The 19,910-nt window shown below is 38.0% G+C and carries 19 protein-coding genes; 8 read left to right on the forward strand and 11 right to left on the reverse strand.

What is annotated here, in order from left to right:
- Positions 1-18 precede the first annotated feature (18 nt).
- Positions 19-1,221, reverse strand: a complete 1,203-nt coding sequence (locus tag ACQKN4_RS19440; RefSeq protein WP_079562757.1) for an MFS transporter — start codon at positions 1,219-1,221, stop codon at positions 19-21.
- A 115-nt stretch (positions 1,222-1,336) separates the two neighbouring features.
- On the opposite strand from ACQKN4_RS19440, the gene ACQKN4_RS19445 reads away from it, so the two are divergent.
- A complete protein-coding gene (locus ACQKN4_RS19445) occupies positions 1,337-2,056 on the forward strand; it encodes a YetF domain-containing protein (RefSeq protein WP_079562756.1) in 720 nt (239 codons plus the stop codon).
- Between the two features lie 237 nt (positions 2,057-2,293).
- Here the strand turns inward: ACQKN4_RS19445 and ACQKN4_RS19450 are convergent, their stop codons facing one another.
- The 5 genes from ACQKN4_RS19450 to ACQKN4_RS19470 all read right to left on the reverse strand — a co-directional run bounded on the left by ACQKN4_RS19450 (position 2,294) and on the right by ACQKN4_RS19470 (position 5,779).
- Complete coding sequence (locus tag ACQKN4_RS19450; protein ID WP_079562755.1) at positions 2,294-3,076, reverse strand: ABC transporter permease; 783 nt, start codon at positions 3,074-3,076, stop codon at positions 2,294-2,296.
- Positions 3,073-3,966 carry an ATP-binding cassette domain-containing protein gene (locus tag ACQKN4_RS19455; RefSeq protein ID WP_427484569.1) on the reverse strand — a complete coding sequence of 298 codons (894 nt, stop codon included), beginning with the start codon at positions 3,964-3,966 and terminating at the stop codon, positions 3,073-3,075. Before ACQKN4_RS19455 ends, ACQKN4_RS19450 begins: the two co-directional genes overlap by 4 nt.
- Positions 3,963-4,166: a PLDc N-terminal domain-containing protein gene (locus ACQKN4_RS19460; RefSeq protein WP_079562753.1), complete on the reverse strand. Its 204-nt coding sequence runs from the start codon at positions 4,164-4,166 to the stop codon at positions 3,963-3,965. Before ACQKN4_RS19460 ends, ACQKN4_RS19455 begins: the two co-directional genes overlap by 4 nt.
- A gap of 213 nt (positions 4,167-4,379) precedes the next feature.
- Positions 4,380-4,811: a protein-tyrosine phosphatase family protein gene (locus tag ACQKN4_RS19465; RefSeq protein ID WP_427484570.1), complete on the reverse strand. Its 432-nt coding sequence runs from the start codon at positions 4,809-4,811 to the stop codon at positions 4,380-4,382.
- A 20-nt stretch (positions 4,812-4,831) separates the two neighbouring features.
- Positions 4,832-5,779: a carbohydrate kinase family protein gene (locus ACQKN4_RS19470; RefSeq protein ID WP_427484571.1), complete on the reverse strand. Its 948-nt coding sequence runs from the start codon at positions 5,777-5,779 to the stop codon at positions 4,832-4,834.
- Between the two features lie 237 nt (positions 5,780-6,016).
- Between ACQKN4_RS19470 and ACQKN4_RS19475 the strand changes: the two genes are divergently transcribed.
- Both ACQKN4_RS19475 and ACQKN4_RS19480 read left to right on the forward strand, forming a co-directional pair.
- Positions 6,017-6,580 (forward strand): GNAT family N-acetyltransferase, encoded by a 564-nt coding sequence (locus ACQKN4_RS19475; RefSeq protein ID WP_079562750.1) that lies wholly within the window; start codon positions 6,017-6,019, stop codon positions 6,578-6,580.
- A gap of 17 nt (positions 6,581-6,597) precedes the next feature.
- Positions 6,598-7,515, forward strand: coding sequence for an EamA family transporter (locus ACQKN4_RS19480; RefSeq protein WP_079562749.1), 918 nt, complete (start codon positions 6,598-6,600; stop codon positions 7,513-7,515).
- A 281-nt stretch (positions 7,516-7,796) separates the two neighbouring features.
- Here the strand turns inward: ACQKN4_RS19480 and ACQKN4_RS19485 are convergent, their stop codons facing one another.
- Positions 7,797-8,144, reverse strand: a complete 348-nt coding sequence (locus ACQKN4_RS19485; RefSeq protein ID WP_427484572.1) for an isochorismatase family protein — start codon at positions 8,142-8,144, stop codon at positions 7,797-7,799.
- Between the two features lie 692 nt (positions 8,145-8,836).
- On the opposite strand from ACQKN4_RS19485, the gene ACQKN4_RS19490 reads away from it, so the two are divergent.
- From ACQKN4_RS19490 to ACQKN4_RS19510, 5 genes are all read left to right on the forward strand, one after another.
- Positions 8,837-9,937 (forward strand): extracellular solute-binding protein, encoded by a 1,101-nt coding sequence (locus ACQKN4_RS19490; protein WP_079562747.1) that lies wholly within the window; start codon positions 8,837-8,839, stop codon positions 9,935-9,937.
- A 292-nt stretch (positions 9,938-10,229) separates the two neighbouring features.
- Positions 10,230-11,300 carry an ABC transporter ATP-binding protein gene (locus ACQKN4_RS19495; RefSeq protein ID WP_079562746.1) on the forward strand — a complete coding sequence of 357 codons (1,071 nt, stop codon included), beginning with the start codon at positions 10,230-10,232 and terminating at the stop codon, positions 11,298-11,300.
- A 12-nt stretch (positions 11,301-11,312) separates the two neighbouring features.
- Entirely contained in the window at positions 11,313-13,034 is a 1,722-nt protein-coding gene (locus ACQKN4_RS19500) for an ABC transporter permease (RefSeq protein WP_079562745.1), read from the forward strand.
- A gap of 27 nt (positions 13,035-13,061) precedes the next feature.
- Complete coding sequence (gene argH, locus ACQKN4_RS19505; protein WP_427484573.1) at positions 13,062-14,576, forward strand: argininosuccinate lyase; 1,515 nt, start codon at positions 13,062-13,064, stop codon at positions 14,574-14,576.
- Complete coding sequence (locus ACQKN4_RS19510) at positions 14,573-15,520, forward strand: N-acetylglucosamine kinase (RefSeq protein ID WP_427484574.1); 948 nt, start codon at positions 14,573-14,575, stop codon at positions 15,518-15,520. Before argH ends, ACQKN4_RS19510 begins: the two co-directional genes overlap by 4 nt.
- 213 nt (positions 15,521-15,733) lie before the next feature.
- Here ACQKN4_RS19510 and ACQKN4_RS19515 read toward each other — a convergent pair whose 3' ends face one another.
- From ACQKN4_RS19515 to ACQKN4_RS19530, 4 genes are all read right to left on the reverse strand, one after another.
- The gene (locus tag ACQKN4_RS19515; protein WP_427484575.1) at positions 15,734-17,032 is read right to left on the reverse strand and encodes a transglutaminase domain-containing protein; all 1,299 of its coding nucleotides are present in this window, start codon (positions 17,030-17,032) and stop codon (positions 15,734-15,736) included.
- 109 nt (positions 17,033-17,141) lie between these two features.
- Positions 17,142-18,296: a transglutaminase domain-containing protein gene (locus tag ACQKN4_RS19520; protein ID WP_079562741.1), complete on the reverse strand. Its 1,155-nt coding sequence runs from the start codon at positions 18,294-18,296 to the stop codon at positions 17,142-17,144.
- 247 nt (positions 18,297-18,543) lie between these two features.
- On the reverse strand, positions 18,544-18,804 hold the full coding sequence (locus ACQKN4_RS19525; protein ID WP_010857552.1) for a metal-sensitive transcriptional regulator: 261 nt from the start codon (positions 18,802-18,804) through the stop codon (positions 18,544-18,546).
- 74 nt (positions 18,805-18,878) lie between these two features.
- Entirely contained in the window at positions 18,879-19,589 is a 711-nt protein-coding gene (locus ACQKN4_RS19530) for a glycosyltransferase family 2 protein (RefSeq protein ID WP_240518328.1), read from the reverse strand.
- Positions 19,590-19,910: the final 321 nt, after the last annotated feature.

Raw genomic sequence — 19,910 nt, forward strand, 5'->3', positions numbered from 1 at the left:
TCCTCGCGATCTTTATGATTACACCGCCGAAGCTGGCTTATCCTTAGGTAAGAAAAAGGCTACTAGTAATAATAATGGTAGCAAAGATACAACCATCATCGTAAAATCAATTCCCCTATGATCCATCAATACACCAATGACCATCGCACCTATTGCCCCCATTCCGAAAGCAAAGCCAGTTGTTAAACCAGCCATTGTACCAATTTTTGTTGGAACAAGCTCCTGTGCGTAAACCACCGTTACCGAGAAACTAATCATAATGAGTGTACCGATAATTACTAAAAATATAATAGCTGCCCATAATGGTACATATGGCAACGCTAAACAAAATGGCATCGGTACAACAACGGACAGTAAAATAACATTTTTTCTACCAATTCGATCTGATAATGAACCCCCAAAAAATGTACCAATAACGCCAAATGCCATAAAGGTGAATATTAAAACTTGGCCTAGTTGAAGGCTAACGCCATAATGATTCATTAAATAAAACACATAAAAACTTGTAATATTAGTTGTATAAAATGATCTCGCAAAAATAATAGTAAATAGTAACGTCAACGCAATGCCTACTTGTTTCTTCGTTAATGGAGGCAAGTTAGAAACTAATACTCGCTTTTTCTTTGCCATACGTTCTTGCTCCAACTGCTTCTTATACCACTTTGCAATTTTACTTAATAGTAGAATACCTATTGCTGCCACTACTAAGACCATTGCTGCACCACGCTGTCCAAAGATAGCGAAAACATAAGCGCTAATTAATGGTGCGAGTGCTTGCCCAGAGTTACCTCCGACTTGATAAATCGATTGAGCAAGTCCTCTTTTTGAACCTGCTGCCATAAATGAAACACGTGAACCCTCAGGATGGAAAATAGCTGAGCCAAACCCTAAAAATAATACTGCAATAATTATTATCGAATATTGTGATGTGAACGCTATAATGGCTATGCCAATAAATGAACTAATCATACCAATTGGTAATGCATAGGGCATCGGCTTTTTATCGCTAACAAAACCTACAACCGGTTGCAAGGCAGAGGCAAACATATTTAATGCGAACGAAATAAGACCTATTTGAGTGAAAGTTAACCCTAAATCACTCTTTAATATTGGGAACATCGCTGGTATAACAGCTTGCATCGTATCATTGATAAGATGGGCAATACCTATTGCTATCATAATTGGATACACTGGGTTATTTAAATTTCCGACTTGTTTCATGCTGCCACCTCACTTTTAAAATTATCTCAAAATTTGGTTACAAATGATTGTCGCATACTATTGACCTTTTTGCACAAGCTATTTTCAATAGCGGTTTTAAGGAGTTGATTTATGTATGGACGATTTTATTCACGCTCATTTTTGGGAAATGATACTTAGAGCAACACTTTCTTTTTTCGCACTACTAATGGTAGCCCGAATTCTTGGAAAAAAACAGCTTGGTCAGCTTACATTTTTCCACTATACAACAGGTATCACATTTGGGTCGATTGCTTCTGAAATAGCAGCACAGGCAGAAACACCCTTTTTAGATGGACTTATTGCATTAATTTGGTGGGGCGTTTTAACATATTTGATGACTATCCTTACTATTAAATCTAAAAGAGCTCGTGTAATTGTTGATGATAAGCCAACAATCCTTATTCAAAATGGACTTATTTTAGAATCTGCTTTAAGGAAAAATCGTTTGCATATGGATGAGTTAACAATGATGCTACGAGAACAAGCTGTATTCTCTGTTCAAGATGTGCAATATGCACTACTTGAAACTACCGGTAAACTTAGTGTGCTACCAAAACCTACTGAACAACCGGCTACAAAACAAGATGTAAAGGCCGATGTAACACCACCAACTTATATTCCAACAGAGGTGGCTTCAGATGGGCAAATTATTTATGAAAACTTAGTTGAACTTGAGTTGACGGAAGAGTGGCTTATGAAAAAGTTAAAAAAACAAAATGTCCAATCCGTTACAGATGTCTTTTTTGCCCAAGTTCAAGCAAACGGCTCCTTATATATAAGCTTGAAGGATAAAGCAAGACGATCAAGCCCTTAACAGCTTGTCTCGTCTTGTTTTATTTATTAATATCTAACGGTGTCACAATGCCGATTCGTTTTCGAGGCGGCGTTACTTAAAAAAAACACCAACCCGATAAAAATCTACCAAGTTGATGCTCATGAATATAATTAAGTTATTTAAAAACAAAGTTAGACATGGAGTCCCCTAGGGCCGATTCGATGTCGATCATTTCGGTAATGCCACAGGACGTGGCGTTTTTAGACTGAGAAGAAGTTAGATTTTCGTCATCGATGCGTTTTTCTTCATCGTCAAAGCTCCGATACTCATACAAATTATCGTGATCGCTAATGTAATAGATAGACTCCACCAATAATCCGACATCTCCATCGTGCCCCTCATTAATTGAACGCCATATACCGGCAGTTTCCACGGTGATATTGTCCAAAATGCCCCTACTATAGCATCCACTATTTGCCCGATAAATATGACAGCGAATGCACATGCTGTTGCTACCACTGTTGTAAAAGCCGCACTCATCATTAATGTCACTGCTATCACGAAGAGTAGCCAAGAAAAATACGTGAAAAAACTTGCCATAAGTGTCCCTATCTCAAATGTCCCATAAAGCACGACCGTATAGTATACGCTCGCAGCAAAACCAGCTAAAATGCTAATTAAGCTTACAGTACTCATGACGATAAATTTGCTCATAAAATAAGCGCCGAACGATATAGGACGGACATACAATAAAGTAGCCATCCCACTTGCTCTTTCTTTACTAATTGCTCCTACAAAAGAAGCTATTATTACGAGTAAACCTATCGTTTGAAATTGGCCAATGGAAGCTTGTAATAGGTCAACTGGCATTAATTCCGGCATCAACATTTCAAAGCCTTCTGGTAAGTTACCAATAGCATTTAAAATATCCATCATGTAATAGTTTGTTAGCGGATCACTCATACCAAGCAACGCAAATACAAGAGGTATCCATAAAAACTTCCAACTTCGCCAAGCTTCTCTGAATTCCTTTTGCAGAAGTACAGTAAATCCTCTCATATTTTTCTCGCCACCTTCATGAAAATCTCTTCAAGTGATGCTGTTTGCCGCTCCACTTTTCGTATTTTATAAGGATTACTACTTAAATATTGAAGGAGCTCTTGCATACTCGGCTTTTCATTAATAATTTCTATATATACATTACGACCCTTTGCTTCTCCAACAAGTTCAGATTGACTGGCAAAAAGTTTTGCCTCTTTTTCAGTGCTAAATTCTACAACATAATTTGGTTCATCGAAACGTTGTCGAACTTCACGTAATGTCCCCTGTTCCACTAACTTCCCATCACGTAAAAACAATAATTGATCGGTCATCTCTTCGGCATCATTTAAAATATGCGTCGAATATAAAATAGTTGTTTCTAGTTGTAAGCCCTTTAACAAATCAAGAACTTCTCTACGACCTACCGGATCCAATGCAGATACAGGTTCATCCAATAACAGTAATTTAGGCTTATGCACAATTGCCTGGGAAATTCCAAGCCGTTGCTTCATGCCACCAGAAAATGTAGCAATTTTTTTATTTAAATCATTACCTAGACCTACAAACTCAAGTGTTTTTTGTGCCTCTACTATTGCTTTTTTTGGAGGCACACCATTTAACTTTGCAGCCATTTCAGTAAACTCTAACGCACTTAACCAAGGATGGAATTGTGGATATTGCGGCAAGAAACCAATACTAGCTCTTAAATTACCATCTAGCATTTTCACACTTCCAGAGGTTGGTTTTAATAAACCTGTTAACATCGATAATGTCGTTGTTTTACCAGCGCCATTAGGTCCAATTAAAGCTGTCGATGTATTTTTTTCTAATGTGAATTCCACTCCGTCCACAACTACTCTTTCTGCAAATTGCTTTGTAAGTCCTGTTACCTGAAGTAATATTGTCATGATTGTTTTCTCCCCACTATAAAGTACGCAATCGAACCAATGTAACTAGTAAAAATGATAAGAAACACCCATAAAATTTTAGGCCCATTTGTTGCATGGATTTTTCGTAAATCAACTAGAGCTATAATCATTAAAATAAATTGGACAACAATTAGTGGTGCTATGACTGCCCATGGAACTTCCGCTAACTCCTCCATCATAGAGATCACCTCACCTTTGTTATATCATTACTATAACAAAAACTGTTCTAATGTGCATAGCACAATTTTATGTATGTTGAGAATGGTCAATCTATGCACATGACATACGTTTTAACAAAATGTCATCCAACTTTTTAATTTTATCGGAATACTTTCAGATTTTATCGACTAACTAAAAAAGAAGGTGCACCAAAATCTGGTACACCTTCTCATTTATTTATATAACTTCTGCAAAGCATCTGCCATTTTTGGTCGAATGGTTACTTGTGGACGCGCGTTCTTTACAGCTGCTTCCGCTTCCTCTAGAGAATCCGTCATGCCAAGCTCCATTAGTACAGCAGTGGCTGCCACTCCTGCGCGACCTCCCCCATTTCCACAATGGAAGTACACTCTCTGCCCACTCTCATAGGCAGTAACAATTTCTTTCGCAACTTTTTGAATAGATGGTGCTACTTCTATGTCCTCATCAGCAATTGGCATATGCTTGTACACATATGAAGCCGCATCTTGCTCCTCATTAGATAGGCCATTTACGCGAACATCAATCACAATATCCACCGTTTCTTGTTCAAAAGCTACATCTGCATCTTTCGCACCGCCAAAGAATAATCGATCCTTCACTAATACATCGTAACTTTTCTCCATTGTATGCACACTCCAAACGACTATTTAAGTAAATGCTTAATATCATCAAAGTATGGAAGAGCTGTTAATGCCCCTGCTTTAGTAGCTGCCAAAGCACCTAGCTTATTGCCAAAACTTGCACAACGAGCAAGTTCTTCCTCTGTTGTAGGTAAACCATTATAATGAACATCGCGTAATACACCAGCCATAAATGCATCTCCAGCACCTGTAGTATCTACTGGCACAACCTTTTCTGTCGGTACATGGATAACCTCACCATTTAATACCGCATATGTGCCATTTTCCCCTACTGTTACTAAAATAATAGGCACTAAATAGCTGTTTAATTGCTCAATTCCCTCTTCCAAGCTTGTTGTTTCTGTCAGGAAAAATAATTCCTCATCAGTGACCTTTAAAATATCTACGTTCTCGAAAAATGACGTGATCGTTTCACGGCAAATCTGCTCACTACTCCAACGTAGAGGGCGAATATTCGCATCCATTGCAATAATTGCGCCTTTTTCTTTTGCCATCTCTACAGCAGCACGTGTTGTCTCAAGGGCTGTAGGATGGAACATAGTTCCCGAGCACACTGTTAAAGCAGATGCATGTTTAAAAGCTGCTTCATTTAATTGCCTTGCTTCTACTTGTAAATCTGGCGTCTCATCGACATAATCTTTAAAAATTCGTTCGCATGCCTCCGTTAAATGAACATAGACACCGCTAACACGCTTCGCAGGGTCAAATACCGCATAATCCAGGTTTACTCCTTCTTGCGCAAGGCCATCTCGAACGAATTGAGAGCCTTCGTCGTCTCCAGTAATCGTAATTAATGCAGATGGGGCACCGATACGGCTAATTCCCGCAGCAACATTTACCGTCGCACCGCCCATATATTTAGTAAAAGATGTATTTGTTACATCATCAGCGATATAGTCAATAAAAGCATCTCCATAAACTAAAATATAATCCTTATCTTCCTTTGTCATTGTTGTCCTCCCGAAACTCTAGTCTTTATAGATTAACACGAAATCAGATATCGTATAAAGTTTTAAACTTTCGGAAAAATAATCAATTATGCCTTAGCTTAATTGTTGCTGTCGCTTCGCTTTCGAGCAGATAAACAATACGGTAAAGATGCCGTCAGAATATCACCATTTATTCAAAAACTTGAGTCATCCTTTATCTTTGTTATACTTGCGTATAGAAAGGTAGGGATTTTGACAATGAGTATTACAATTCGACAAGCGCAACCGCAGGATGCCCATGCCGTTATACCACTAATTATTGATGCGATTGGTGAAATTGCCAACCGTTTAACAGGAGAACAGACAGCTGAAGCAGTAGAACAAGAACTTACTGTACTATTCAAGCGTGAGGATAATCGACATTCCTATTTAAATACTTTTGTAGCTGTTGAGAATGAGCAAGTACTAGGAATTCTTGTTTACTATAATGGTGTCCAAGCCATTCATATGGATGCGAATCTCGTAAAATGGCTTGAAGAAAAAAATGCACCATCCGTCATCATCGATAAAGAAGCTCATGAAGATGAATATTATATTGATACTATTTGTGTATCACCAGAAGCTCGCGGTAAAGGAATAGGAACATTATTATTACAATTCGCCTTAGAGGAAACGCAAAAACGAGGCTATTCAAAATTATCATTAAATGTTGAATCGGAAAAAGAGGACGCTCGTCGCCTTTATGAACGTATGGGCTTTGTTATTACAGAGCCGTGGTCCATAATCGATGAACCATTTCATCATATGGTCAAGCAATTTTAGGAAGTGAAATAAAAAACATGAAAAAGAACTTAATTTATCCTCTATTGATTGTCATTGCTTCTAGTAGCTACGGAATACTATCGACAATTGTCAAAGTAGCTATGCAGCATGGCTTTACAACAGGAGAGGCAGTATCAAGTCAATATATTATTGGCTTTATGCTTGTTGCAACTATTTTTATAGTGACACAAAGACAGTTACCGAAGATTTCTAAAAAGGGACTGCTAATTTTAGTGTGCGCCGGGATACTTACCGGTACTACAGGTATTGTATACGGAGAATCGTTAAAGTATCTTCCCGCATCTCTTGCAGTAGTAATGCTCTTCCAATTCACGTGGATAGGCTTATTAATAGATTGCGCACTTCATAAACGCTTACCAAGTCGGACTGAAGTGATTTCTATCATTGTATTATTTGCTGGAACTATTTTAGCGGCTGGTGTACTGAATGTAGATTTAAGCGGTATTGCTATTCAAGGCTGGCTGCTAGGTTTTGCTGCTGCCTTTACTTTTGCTTGCTTTATCCAATTTAACTCTCGTCATGTAGAAGGTATTACAACTACATCACGCGTGTTGATTGTTTCCTTTGTCGCCCTTATCATAATTAGTATTTTCTTAAACCCTGAAGTTCTTTGGAACGGTAAATTATTCGCCGGTGGTTTATGGAAATTCGGACTAGCATTGGGACTCTTCGGTATTATTTTGCCGATTTATTTATTCTCTATAGCTGTTCCGAAAGTGGGAGGAGCCCTTGCTTCTATTTTAAGTGCTATCGAGTTACCCGTGGCTGTAACTGTTTCAGTTATTGTTTTACATGAACCTTTAACTCTTTTACAAATAGCGGGTATTATTTTGGTTATTCTAGGTATGATGCTACCGGCAATACTTTCGCATCGACGACAAAAGGATAAAGTAATTGAGTCCGTCCATAAATAACTATTGTTGCATCAAAAAACACTAAACATATTGAGGCTAAAAAAAACTACTCAAAATTTAAAAAGCGCGAGAAATCAATTTTAGAATCGTTGATTTCTCGCGCTTTTCTATATGTTCCTAGCACACACTAAACCGAAAAAATGGTTTATGATTTATTCAAAAATTCATTATTACCTAAACAAATTAGAAAGCCCTGGATTTATCGAAGTTGCTAAAACAAAAGTAAAAGTAGGCTTATCCATTTCTATCTTCCTATCGCTAAAGCTTTCATTCCTGATATTTCAATTATCAATAACAATTTCTTTACACTGTTCAATATATTCATCATAATATAGAACTTCTACATAATCAGACCAATTGAGTATAGTGCCTACAAAATCTACAATATCTATTCCTGGCATTTCATACGAATTTTCATCACCAGTTGTACCGCAAGCATCTTCTATCATGGTCGTCTGAAACCCTAAGTGGCTTGCAACAATTGAGGTAAAAAGGCACCAATATTCAATGTTAAATCCTGTGATTAATAAAAGTTCTACTCCTTTTTGTTGAAGATATTTATAAAAGTTTTTATTACTAAATGCATTTGGATTTTTCTTTTCGAACACGGGATATTCTTTTATATCCATTTGTATATCCTCATTAACATCATCATTTTCTACAATGTTTTTTACAAATATAATCTCTTTTTCTTCTCACTCAAATGAATCCACCAATTTTTGTATATTATCCAGTACTTATTTTTGATCTATAAAATCTAATATATAACTTTGATAATCAATTATTAGTAAAGCTTCTTTCATGAGTTTCTCCCCCAGTCGTATAATTCGTTCCTTAAAGTTTAGAGATATTCTTGCTTTAAATCGTAGCATTCATTTCAAAATTACTAAAATCAATCTTTGTTCACTTTTGAACATATTTTAATAATCTATTCTTAAAGTCCCCAAAATTGGGTCTTCTCGCTACTTTAAAGAGTTTTCGACTCTAGATCTCTTATACCTCGGTATAAGTGCGTCCGGAATCGGCTTTGTGCCTGCACAAAGAACTCCTTTTCGATTCCGCGACATCCGCTGGAGGCTTTGGGCCAACGTGATGTTGGTCACTCAGTCGTTGCCACAGGACGTGGCATTCTTAGACTGAGTTCCTCTATTTCAGCGGGTGTTTGGGCACCCGCTGAAAGAAGTTAAACACCATTGCTATCTAGTATTTATTCAGCTATGATGAATCCAATTATAATTTTTTAATTATTCTAACATTAATGTAAGGTCTCCGGATTATACTGCTATATGTAAGTTTTTCATTATTAGGGAGGGGGAAGATTATGCAGAAAACACGTATCTTCGGCTTTTTACTTGTGCTGATGGTTGTTATCTTAGCTGCTTGTAGTAGTGATAATAAGACTTCTACAAAAGATACAACAAATAGCAAAGCGTCCGATTCTGAAAAGACCGATGTGGCAGCTACGCCATCTGGAAAGCTTGTGATCTATACGGGGCGCGATGAAGAAATGGTGCAAAAGGTAATCGATCAGTTTAATGAAAAGTACCCGGACATTGAAGTGGAATTTTTAACGATGGGTGCGCAGCAAATTTTAGAACGCCTACGTGGTGAAAAGGCTAATCCTCAGGCTGATTTTTGGTGGGGCGGTACGCAATCTGCACTAACTGTCGGCGCCGATGAAGATTTACTTCAGGCTTGGAAGCCTAGCTTTAACGACTCTATTGATGCGGCTTATAAAGATGCAGATGGTCGTTGGTTTGGTGAAATGTTACTCCCCGAAGTTATTATGATTAACAGTGATGTATTAAAGAAAGAAACGGGCCCACAGGATTGGGATGATTTATTAGATCCAAAGTGGAAGGATAAAATTTTAATTCGAGGTGTATTAGCTTCTGGGACGATGCGTACTATTTACTCCTCTATGATCTTACGTCAAGGCGCAGATTCACCTGATAAGGGCTACGATTGGCTATTAAAATTAGATGCCAACACTAAGGAATATACACAAGATCCAAATGCACTTTATTTAAAGATGACACGACAAGAAGGCAGCGTTTCTTTATGGAATTTACAAGATATTTTATTAAAGAAATATACGACTGATTATCCGTTCGATTACATTTATCCGAAAAGTGGTGCACCGATTTTAGTTGACGGTGTTGGTGTTGTAAACAATGCTAAAAACTTAGAAAATGCAAAGCTCTTTACAGAATTCATATTTGAAAAAGGTATGGTGACTCAACTAGCCAACGATTACTATCAAATTCCTACTCGCTCAGATATCGATAAAGAGGCAATGCCTGAGTGGTATAAAGAATTAGATTTAAAAACTTTTGATATAGATTGGAAGCTCATGACTGAGAAAGAAGCTGAATGGATGGAGCATTGGGATAACAATATTAAAGGCCGAGGAAAAAAGTGACCGATGACTAAAAAGTTATGAACTTGCCCTATGTTGCTGACAGGCTCTTCACAAAAATAATTAGGAATGACATTAGTGAAATTGTCTGCTTTGTATATAAGTTGATCTTCGTTACGACTGGGCGACTCCATGGGGATCAGCAATAGAGGAACGGAAATCAACCCCACGTTATGGTGATGAGCCTTTTTATATCATAAGACATCTATGAATATTGTTCATATCTTTAAGCCTCGAGTATATTTCGCTCGAGGCTTCATGCAACTAATTTTCTAACGAGAAAGGAGCATTTCAGTTGAAAAGTGTGAAAATAGAAAATGTCTCTAAGAAATTCGGTCACATTCACGGCGTAAAAGATTTAGATCTTCATATTAAATCTGGTGAATTTTTTACATTCCTCGGTCCAAGTGGTTGTGGGAAAACGACAACTCTTAGGATGATTGCAGGCTTTTATTACCCGACTGACGGGAAAATTCTTTTCGATGATTTTGATGTGACAAGGCTTCAACCTAATAAACGGAACATTGGTATGGTGTTTCAAAATTATGCCCTCTTTCCACACATGACGGTAGACGAAAACATCGCCTTTGGATTACAAGTACGAAAATTTTCAAAGGCAGAGATTAAGCAAAAAGTTGACCGTATTAGAGGGCTTGTCCATTTATCGCAATATGGTAATCGGAAAATTAATGAATTATCTGGTGGGCAGCAGCAACGAGTTGCATTAGCAAGGGCGCTTGTCATAGAGCCTGATATTTTATTATTAGACGAGCCCTTGTCAAATTTAGATGCTAAACTACGTGAAGAAACCCGCGTCGAAATAAAACGTATTCAATCCGAGCTCGGTGTTACAACCATCTATGTTACGCATGATCAAATGGAAGCTATGTCTATGTCAGATCGGATAATGGTCATGGAGAATGGAAACGTCAGACAAATCGGTACACCACAAGAAATTTATAACCGACCTTCAAACCGCTTCGTAGCAGATTTTATTGGCGAGACGAACTTAATTGAAGCGACAATCGATGCTATTAACGGTAACGATATACAAGTAAAAACAGCGAGTGGACTTATTCTCACTGGGCGAAAGCAACAAAGCTCCCCCACTTTAACGCATATGATTGGAGACAAAGTGTTTATTTCTATTCGTCCTGAATCTATTCATGAAGGTACTGGTGAAAACACATTAACGGGTAAAATCACTTTTGTTGAATTTACAGGAATTAGTGTGAACTACATTGTAGAATGTCTAGATTTTTCACTAAAAGTAATGATTATTAATATGAATGGTCAATTCAAAAAAATTGGTGAAGAAATCACTCTAACTATAGCCCAAGATTCACTGTATTTTTTAGGAGAATAGGAGGGTACTAACATGGAAAAAACACACCACAGTTCTTCTGAAGGAAATGCATGGACACGTTTAACTAGCGCGAACTGGTTTGTCTATATTTTAGTTGCACCTTTATTTTTAGTGTTGTTTGCCTATGTGGTATACCCGTTCTATCAAACGTTTAAAGAGAGCTTTTCAGGTGATGATGCACTCTCTAATTATAAAAATTTCTTTAATATAGCTAGCCCAGCAAATATAGAGGCATTGTGGACTAGTATATATATATCCGCTATCAGTGTTATTTGTTGTGCGATCGTCGGTGTAACTATGGCATTTCTTCTGGAACGCTATAATTTCCCAGGTAGACGGATACTCTCTGTTTTAGTATTGGTACCTATGGCTCTTCCGCCGTTAGTAGGTGTACTGTCCTTTACTTTTTTGTATGGAGACAGTGGTATTTTCCCCCGTGCATTTCAGCACCTATTCGGTTTAGAGCAAGTACCCTTTTCATTAAAAGGCATATGGGGGGTTATCGTAGTACATACATTCACTATGTACACTTACTTCTACTTAACCGCCTCAGCAGCTATAAAAGGTCTTGATCCAGCTTTAGAAGAAGCCGCTACTAGTTTAGGTGCCGGGCGTATTCGGGTATGGACAAAGGTTATTTTGCCCATGTTAACACCTTCGATTGTTGCCTCCTCCTTACTCGTCTTTATGATATCTATGGCATCCTACACTGCACCTCTAATGTTCGGTGTCGAACGTACAATGACCATGCAAATCTATTTATCTCGTACGAATGGGAATTTAGATATGGCAGCGACGCAATCTATGATTTTATCCTTTGTGTCCATTACCTTTTTAATTGTGATGCGCTGGTATCAAAACCGTCGAAATTATCAAAACCTCAGTAAAGGTATTAGTGTTCACCGTTCTGAAGTGTCTTCAAGAAGCATGAAAATTATGGCAACTATTGCGTCTTTCATAGGCACATTAATTTTAATTTTACCGATTTTAGTACTTATTTTAATTTCATTTTCCGTTGATGGTGCATGGAAAACACAAATTCTCCCAACAGACTATACATTGGATCATTATCAAGCACTTTTTACAGATGAACGGACGTGGCGACCGATTTGGAACTCCATTCAAATGGGGATTGTTGCAACTTTCGGCAACATTCTTTTCGGTGTTGCAGCAGCCTATGCAATGGTTCGCTTAAACTTTAAAGGTAAAACATTACTCGATATTTTAATTATGGTTCCTTGGGCATTGCCAGGAACGGTTGTAGCTGTCAATTTGATTGCAGCCTTTAGTACAGAAAATATATTCGCCTTTAATCAAGTTCTTGTCGGGACGTTCTGGATTTTGCCATTAGCTTATTTTATTAGACATTTACCTCTTGTTTTCCGCTCGACATCGGCATCACTTGTTCAATTAGATCAATCTATCGAAGAAGCGTCACGGAGTTTAGGTGCAACATGGTGGTATTCATTTAGACGTATTGTACTTCCCCTTACATTTACGGGCATTTTGGCAGGTACGTTACTAGCACTTGTTCAAAGCTTTGGCGAATTCGTAGCGTCTATTCTTATTTACAGTACGTCGACCATCCCATTATCAGTGGCGATCTTCCAAAAACTATATTCGTTTAAATTTGGAACTGCTTGTGCATATGGCGTCTTACAAATTTGTTTAATTTTAATTGTGCTTATTATTTCTGAGAAGTTATCTAAAGGCAGTGCTGGTTCGGCCATATAACTGCTAATCTAATAGGAGGCAATTCATATGTTTGAAGATTTTCGCAGCAAAACACAGCAAGAAGATGGGATGATCTTCCCTTCTAATATTTATCGTAAAATTGTCTTACAGCCGGCTTACGATGAAGCCAAGAAAAACTTTTTAACAATTATTCTACAAATCAATATTGCACACTTAAAAATGTTAGAAGAACAGGGACTAGTAAAAAAAGAAGAAGCTAAAGAAATTGGAATCGCTCTAAAAAAACTAGATTTGAACTATTATCGTATAGAGGATTACAGCCCACTATATGAGGATTTGTTTTTCCGCATCGAAAATAAATTGATAGAGCTTGCTGGCGATGTTGCAGGAAATCTTCACATTGGGAGAAGTCGTAATGATATGGGCATTGCCATCTATCGCATGACTTTAAGAAAAAAATTGTTATTGCTAATGCGAGAATTACTGACATTACGGGATGATTTAATCGCAGCTGCTGAGGAGCACGTTGATACGATTATGATTGGCTATACACATACGCAGCAGGCACAGCCAACAACTTTTGCTCATTATTTGAAGGCTGTCATCGATCAACTTGAACGCGATTTTGAACGTTTACAGCATGTCTACAAAACGGTGAATCGCAGTAGTATGGGAGCAGCAGCATTAACGACAACAGGCTTCAATATTAATCGAGAGCGCATGCGTGAGTTATTGGCCTTCGATGATATTATCGAGAATGCGTGGGATGCTGTTGCTGGTGCAGATTATATCGCAGAGGCAGCGAGTATCGTTCAGCTTGCGGCACTTAATCTTGGCCGTACATCCCAGGATTTTCTACTATGGGCTACACAGGAATTCAATGCATTTACGTTGGCGAGCCCGTACGTACAAGTTAGCTCAATCATGCCACAAAAACGCAATCCTGTTTCAATAGAGCATACACGTTCATTGCTATCAGCAGTTGTTGGTGACGCTAGTACAGTATTACAGATGGTACATAATACACCTTTTGGAGATATTGTAGACACAGAAGATGATATGCAACCATATTTATGGCGCGCCATCGACCGTTTAATAGGTATTTACGAACTATTTGGTTCGCTAGTTGTCACGATGGATGTAAACAAGAAAAAACTAAGAAATCGAGCAAACAATAGCTTTGCCAATGTCACAGAGCTTGCCGATACGTTAGTGCGTTCTGAAGGGATTTCATTCCGGCAGGCACATAGTATTGTTAGTAAATGTATTAAAGTATTGCTCTCTCATGGGGAGGAATCTTTAGCAAGTCTTACATGGGGGCTTACCAATACACAAGCCAAATTAATTACGGGTAAACCATTAAAAATTTCTGAGGAAGATTTTTATAACACATTAAAACCGGAGACCTTCGTTGGTGTACGTACATTACCTGGTGGTCCAGCACCCGCAACGATGAAAGCATCTCTTGAACACTGCAAGGCAAATTCTCATAATCTTTATGAGTGGATTCGTTTGAAGGAATTTAAAATTATTGAAGCAGAAAAACAATTAACAGTATTTTTAGAGGAATGGAATCAATGATGGGATGGCTACTTATTATTGACGGTGGTGCTACAAAAACGGCATGTGCGCTCGTACATGCCGAGTCTGGTGAAATAATCTATACGACATCAACAAGTGGCTCGAATTATCAAGCAATCGGTGCTGAAACTGCTACAGAAATAGTGCAAGCGTTATTAGCAAATGTGCAGGACTTTTTGCAAAAGCAAGATGACTCTACTATTGCTGTAGCTACCTTTGCAATGGCTGGGATTGATTCTCCCAAAGATCATGAAATCGTATCAACAATCGTTCATAGCGCCGTATCAGCATTACAGCTAAAAATAGATACGCTTATTATAGAAAATGATGCGCAAGCCACTTTACTTGGAGTTACTGCTGGACAGGCAGGCGCGTTACTCATCGCTGGAACAGGAGCCATTGCTTACGCATTTACCGGTACACAAATAGTACGTGCAGGTGGCTGGGGGCATCGTGCTGGAGATGAAGGCAGTGGCTATTGGCTAGGGCAAGAAGTAATACGCTCCATTTTCCGCATGGAGGACGGGCGCGGTGAGCCGACCCTATTAAAAAATGCTGTCTATAATCACTTACGGATCCGAGACGTCACAGAGCTAGCTACATGGCTTTTCCACCCATCTTACACGAACGCGCAGCTTGCAAAAATGGGGGCATTCTTAGCAGATGCCGTGGACAAAAAGGATCCATGCGCCATCCAAATATCAATGTGTGCTGCCCATGAGCTAGCGTTCCTTGCATGTGCTGTGTTGAAAAAAATTGACTATCAAGGCGACGCCTTTAGCCTTTATTGTAATGGTGGAGCCATTAAGCATAATCCATTAATTTTTAAAACTTTTTCACAGGAAATGAAATCGATGTATCCGCAAATTGAAGTTTCTCTGTGTCAGCATCCGCCAATCCATTATCTTATAGAGCGGACAAAAAAGGCCTATGACAATCTGTAATGTCATAGGCTCTTCATGTTGTTGAAAACTATTATGTTCAATGAAATCAAGGTGTGTATTTAAACAAAGTATTACTCTTCCGCAAAACGAGGGGTCGATTTCCGTTCCGGCTGGGCGCTTTCCTGGGGGCGTCCAGTCTCCACTCCAATCAACCACTTCACATAACGTGTATCTTCTGGCATGTCACTCATATCATTTTATTGATCAATCAAGTTAAAGCGCTATTTTTTTCAGTTCATTTGTCGTGAAATATAAATAGTTGTCCTTCACAAATAAATCCTTCGTTTCTTCCCTATTTAATATTTGTTCTCCGCTTCCATCCGGACGAATCTTCGTTAAATACGCTCCGTGTGAATAATTACTAAAATATAGCCAGCCATCAGCATAAACGAGGTACTGGGCACGCGAATTAGAAACTCGTTTCGATTTACCTGTTTCTAAATCAAGCACATATAATTTATTATTTTCAGAAACATTACTATAAAATATTTGTTGCCCTACCTTTGCAGCGAAATCTACATTGTGAAAGTAGTTATACTTTGTACTCGTTGCTTTCGGGTAGTCTTCAGCAATCCACGTATGATCTTTTGCCATCGTTCGATCATCCACTAAAAAATATTGATAACGCACTGCCCCTTTACGATCAGGCACCGGATCATTCCATGTAGTATCGAGGTGGTACCATTGACCATCCAGCTTTACTAAATTCCATGCATGTCCTTCCTGTCCGACATAGCCTACTATATATTTTGTTTCTATACCTAACTTTTGTAACATCGAATGAGCCAACAATGCATATCCCTGACAAACACCACCATGTTCCGCAAGCACTGTGTAAGCGCTATGTGGACTTGAATTCGTTTGATCCGTATAGGCGGTATTGGCAACGATATAATCATTGACAGCCCTAACCTTTTCTACATTACTTAATGATTGTTTATCGATAGAAGCTACAACCTCTTGAACATTCATTTCAACATATCCGGACTGCTCTGGTGTCATTAAATAACTTTGCTCCCCAAAGACTTTGGCCGCTCTTCCTCCATATTCAAAACGAATTGAGTGTTTACTAATATGACCGTATACATAATCATCTCGTTTAATAGCAATTTCATAAGCTTCTTCCACTAACTGTTCAATTCGTTGTGTATTGCCTTTATATTGAATCTCAAACGTAGGCGAAAAACTACTGTAGTACGCATACATCGCATCAGCCATTTCCTTTGCATTTGTTACAACTAACTTTGCTTCAGGTTTTTTGACTGCAGGAGCTGTAACGGCTACTCCTTCTTCTTGTTTGTCTTCTATAGGTGGTGTGGCCGTTTCAATGGAGGTATTCTCTGAAAGTTTAGCAGTAACGTCTATGATTTTTTCCTTTGTTGAAAGAAGCATCGTTTCTATCTCATCATTATTGGTCCAAGTTATCACTTGCTGTACAACTGCCTTACCAGCCGTATAAATTGGGTCAATAAAAATAATGATTATTACGATAATGGCTAACTTTTTCCACAAAATCCTCACCTCCAACCGGTTTCCTGTATTCATTATATACAAAAAAAGCACAAAGAACTCAGTTGGAGGTCCTTTTGTGCTTTCATTTTATCAATAGATAAGGATATTCTTATTTAATTTTAAGTTTCTGTTCGATGCCCTTAACATTATAAACTAAAAAATTATCATTAATTCTTAAATCTGTAACTGCTTGTTTCACGAGCACCTCAGTTTTTAATGTTTTTAGATTTAATTTTGTTAAATAACCGCTGTTACTGTAATCACTGAAATATAAAAAGTCATCTGCTCCAGTAATATACAAGGCACGTTTATCAATGACCTTTGTTTTCTTACCACCTGCTAGATCAAGCTTATACAATTTATCTTTATCAGCTGTATTACTAAAGTATAGTGTATTTTTATCCTGATATGCAAAATGAACATTTAGCATATAGTTATATTTTGCACTTGTTGCAGCTGGATAATTTGATGCTATCCATTTATGATCTTTCTTTAGTTGTGCATCCGTTACTAAAAAATAATCGTACGAAGAAGCCCCTAAACGATTTGGTAATGGATCATTCCATGTTGTATCTAAATGATACCACTGACCATCAACCTTTACTAAATTCCATGCATGTGCCTCGTTACCATTAACAGTACCAACAACATACTTTGCATCGAATCCAGCTTGATCCAACATTTTATAAGCCGTTAACGCATAACCCTGACACACAGCTTGTCCTTCCATTAACAATGCATAAGCACTATGGGGACTAGCCTTTGTTTTAGTACCATATGAAGCATTTGACACGATATAATCATTAATCGCTTTTACTTTTTCGAATTCTGTCATCGAAGGCTTAATAATCGCTTTTAATAATTGATCAACCTTTTTTTGCACCGCCGCTTCTTGCGTTTGGTTTGTCAAATACTTCACTTTAAACGTTACATTGCCTGTTGAGTCTGCAGAAATATTGGTACTTTCCATATGACCACCCGCATAGACTGCTTGCTCCTGTGCTTTTTTAAAGGACTCCATAAAATTCTTTTTGAAATCTGTCATTGGTCCACTATATGTAATGTTAATTTCGGGAGCGAAATTATTTAATTGCTTTACGATTTCTGTTGTGAATTGATCCCAAGTTGTTACGTTAGTACTAGCTACTACATGATAAGCACTCACCGGGGAAGTATTTACTGAACGAGCGTCTGCCTGTTGAGCATAAGCTGCTGTTGGACTTAACATCAGCAATGCTGCTCCACCTATCAACCATTTTTTCACAATAAATCACCTTCCCATTTGTTATATTCTTGTAATTAGAATAACAGAGAAAGTGACTACGAATCTATCGGACAAGTTCACTAACTGTGACTTTTATCTATATAACCACCATTCATCACATAGGCACAAACTCCCTTTAATAAAAAATAAGTATCGAATTAAACTATATTTTTGTACAAAAATAAAAACTCACCTGTTTTTAGTGAGTTTTCTAAGCCCTTTTCTAGCGCGCAGGCTTCTCTTTATGTTAACGACTTTTTACTACTAAATTAACTGCCTCTTGAATAACTTCATTCATTTTCTCGCCATCACCTTCAGCATTTTGTACACATTCTAAAAGATTCGTGCTAACAATGACACCAACTGTGCGATCTACTGCTGAACGTACTGCCGATAATTGAGTAATGACTGCCTTACAGTCCTTTTCTTCTTCCATCATTTTTAAAATCCCACGTAGCTGGCCTTCCATGCGCTTTACACGATTTTTCACTTGATCTGAATATTCCATCATCATTGCTCCTTCTTTCTATACTCGCTACGCCCTTGAGTAATTATTATCCTATTACAAAATGTAACATGTAGCTATTTTTCCCTTGGTTTTAAATAATTCATAAGCATGGTAGCAATAATTGACCCTGCATTTGTTATTTCATCATACTGTATCACTGTATTTTTCTTTATTCGTAACTGACCTATCTCTACCTCAAAAATTGGACACTTTCTTTTAAGCGCAGCGACTAGCATATTGGTGTCGTAGTCATATCGTTCACCTTTCACTTTCATCAGCCACGGTAGTTCCTTTATAGAAATAAACCGCAAACCTGTTTGGGTATCCACTAATCTTCTATGATAAAGGATTTCAAAAAACAAACTTGTTGCACGATTACCCCAATAGGATAAAAGATTACTATCCGCCGAATGGAAGTTACGTACTCCTAATACAATCCCTTCAGAAAATACCTTTGTCATCGTTAAAACGAGCTTTACATCTTGTAAAGTATGTTGCCCATGAGCACCTACTGTAATAACACCTTGAAACATGCTTCTTTGCGACCTTACATAGGCAAAAGCTGTTTTTAGTGCGCCGCCCTTACCAATATTGTGGTCATGCTCTAGTACTCGACAGCAATCAATCTTTTTTAACTCTTCAAATACATATGCATATTTTTGATCGCTACCATCATTGACAATAATAATTTGGCTAATAGTGGTGGCTAATAATTGATGGACATAGGTTATAAGTGACTGTTGTGGATTATAGGCTGGTATAATTGCTGCAATATTTTTCATCATCTCTATCCCCCGGATAACATGAAACTTTGACAGATGTACTTTTTTAATCGCTACTTCAAACCTCGACGAGTCTCCTTATATCACATAGTATCATTTAACGAGGACAATTCAACAATAACGGTATTTTCCCGATATATGAAAAAAGAGGACTTCATCGTAACGTATGGTTGATTTCCGTTCCGACTGGGCGCTTTATAGCTGCCGCTTCGCTGCAGGGTCTCGGGCCAACATGATGTTTTTTGCGCGAAAGCGTAGTGCTAACGTAGCGGCAGCAGCACGAGGTCGGTCACGAAGATCAACTAATATAGATAGTGTACGTTT

The sequence above is a fragment of the Lysinibacillus sp. NPDC093692 genome (assembly GCF_050280125.1).
Taxonomy (GTDB): domain Bacteria; phylum Bacillota; class Bacilli; order Bacillales_A; family Planococcaceae; genus Lysinibacillus.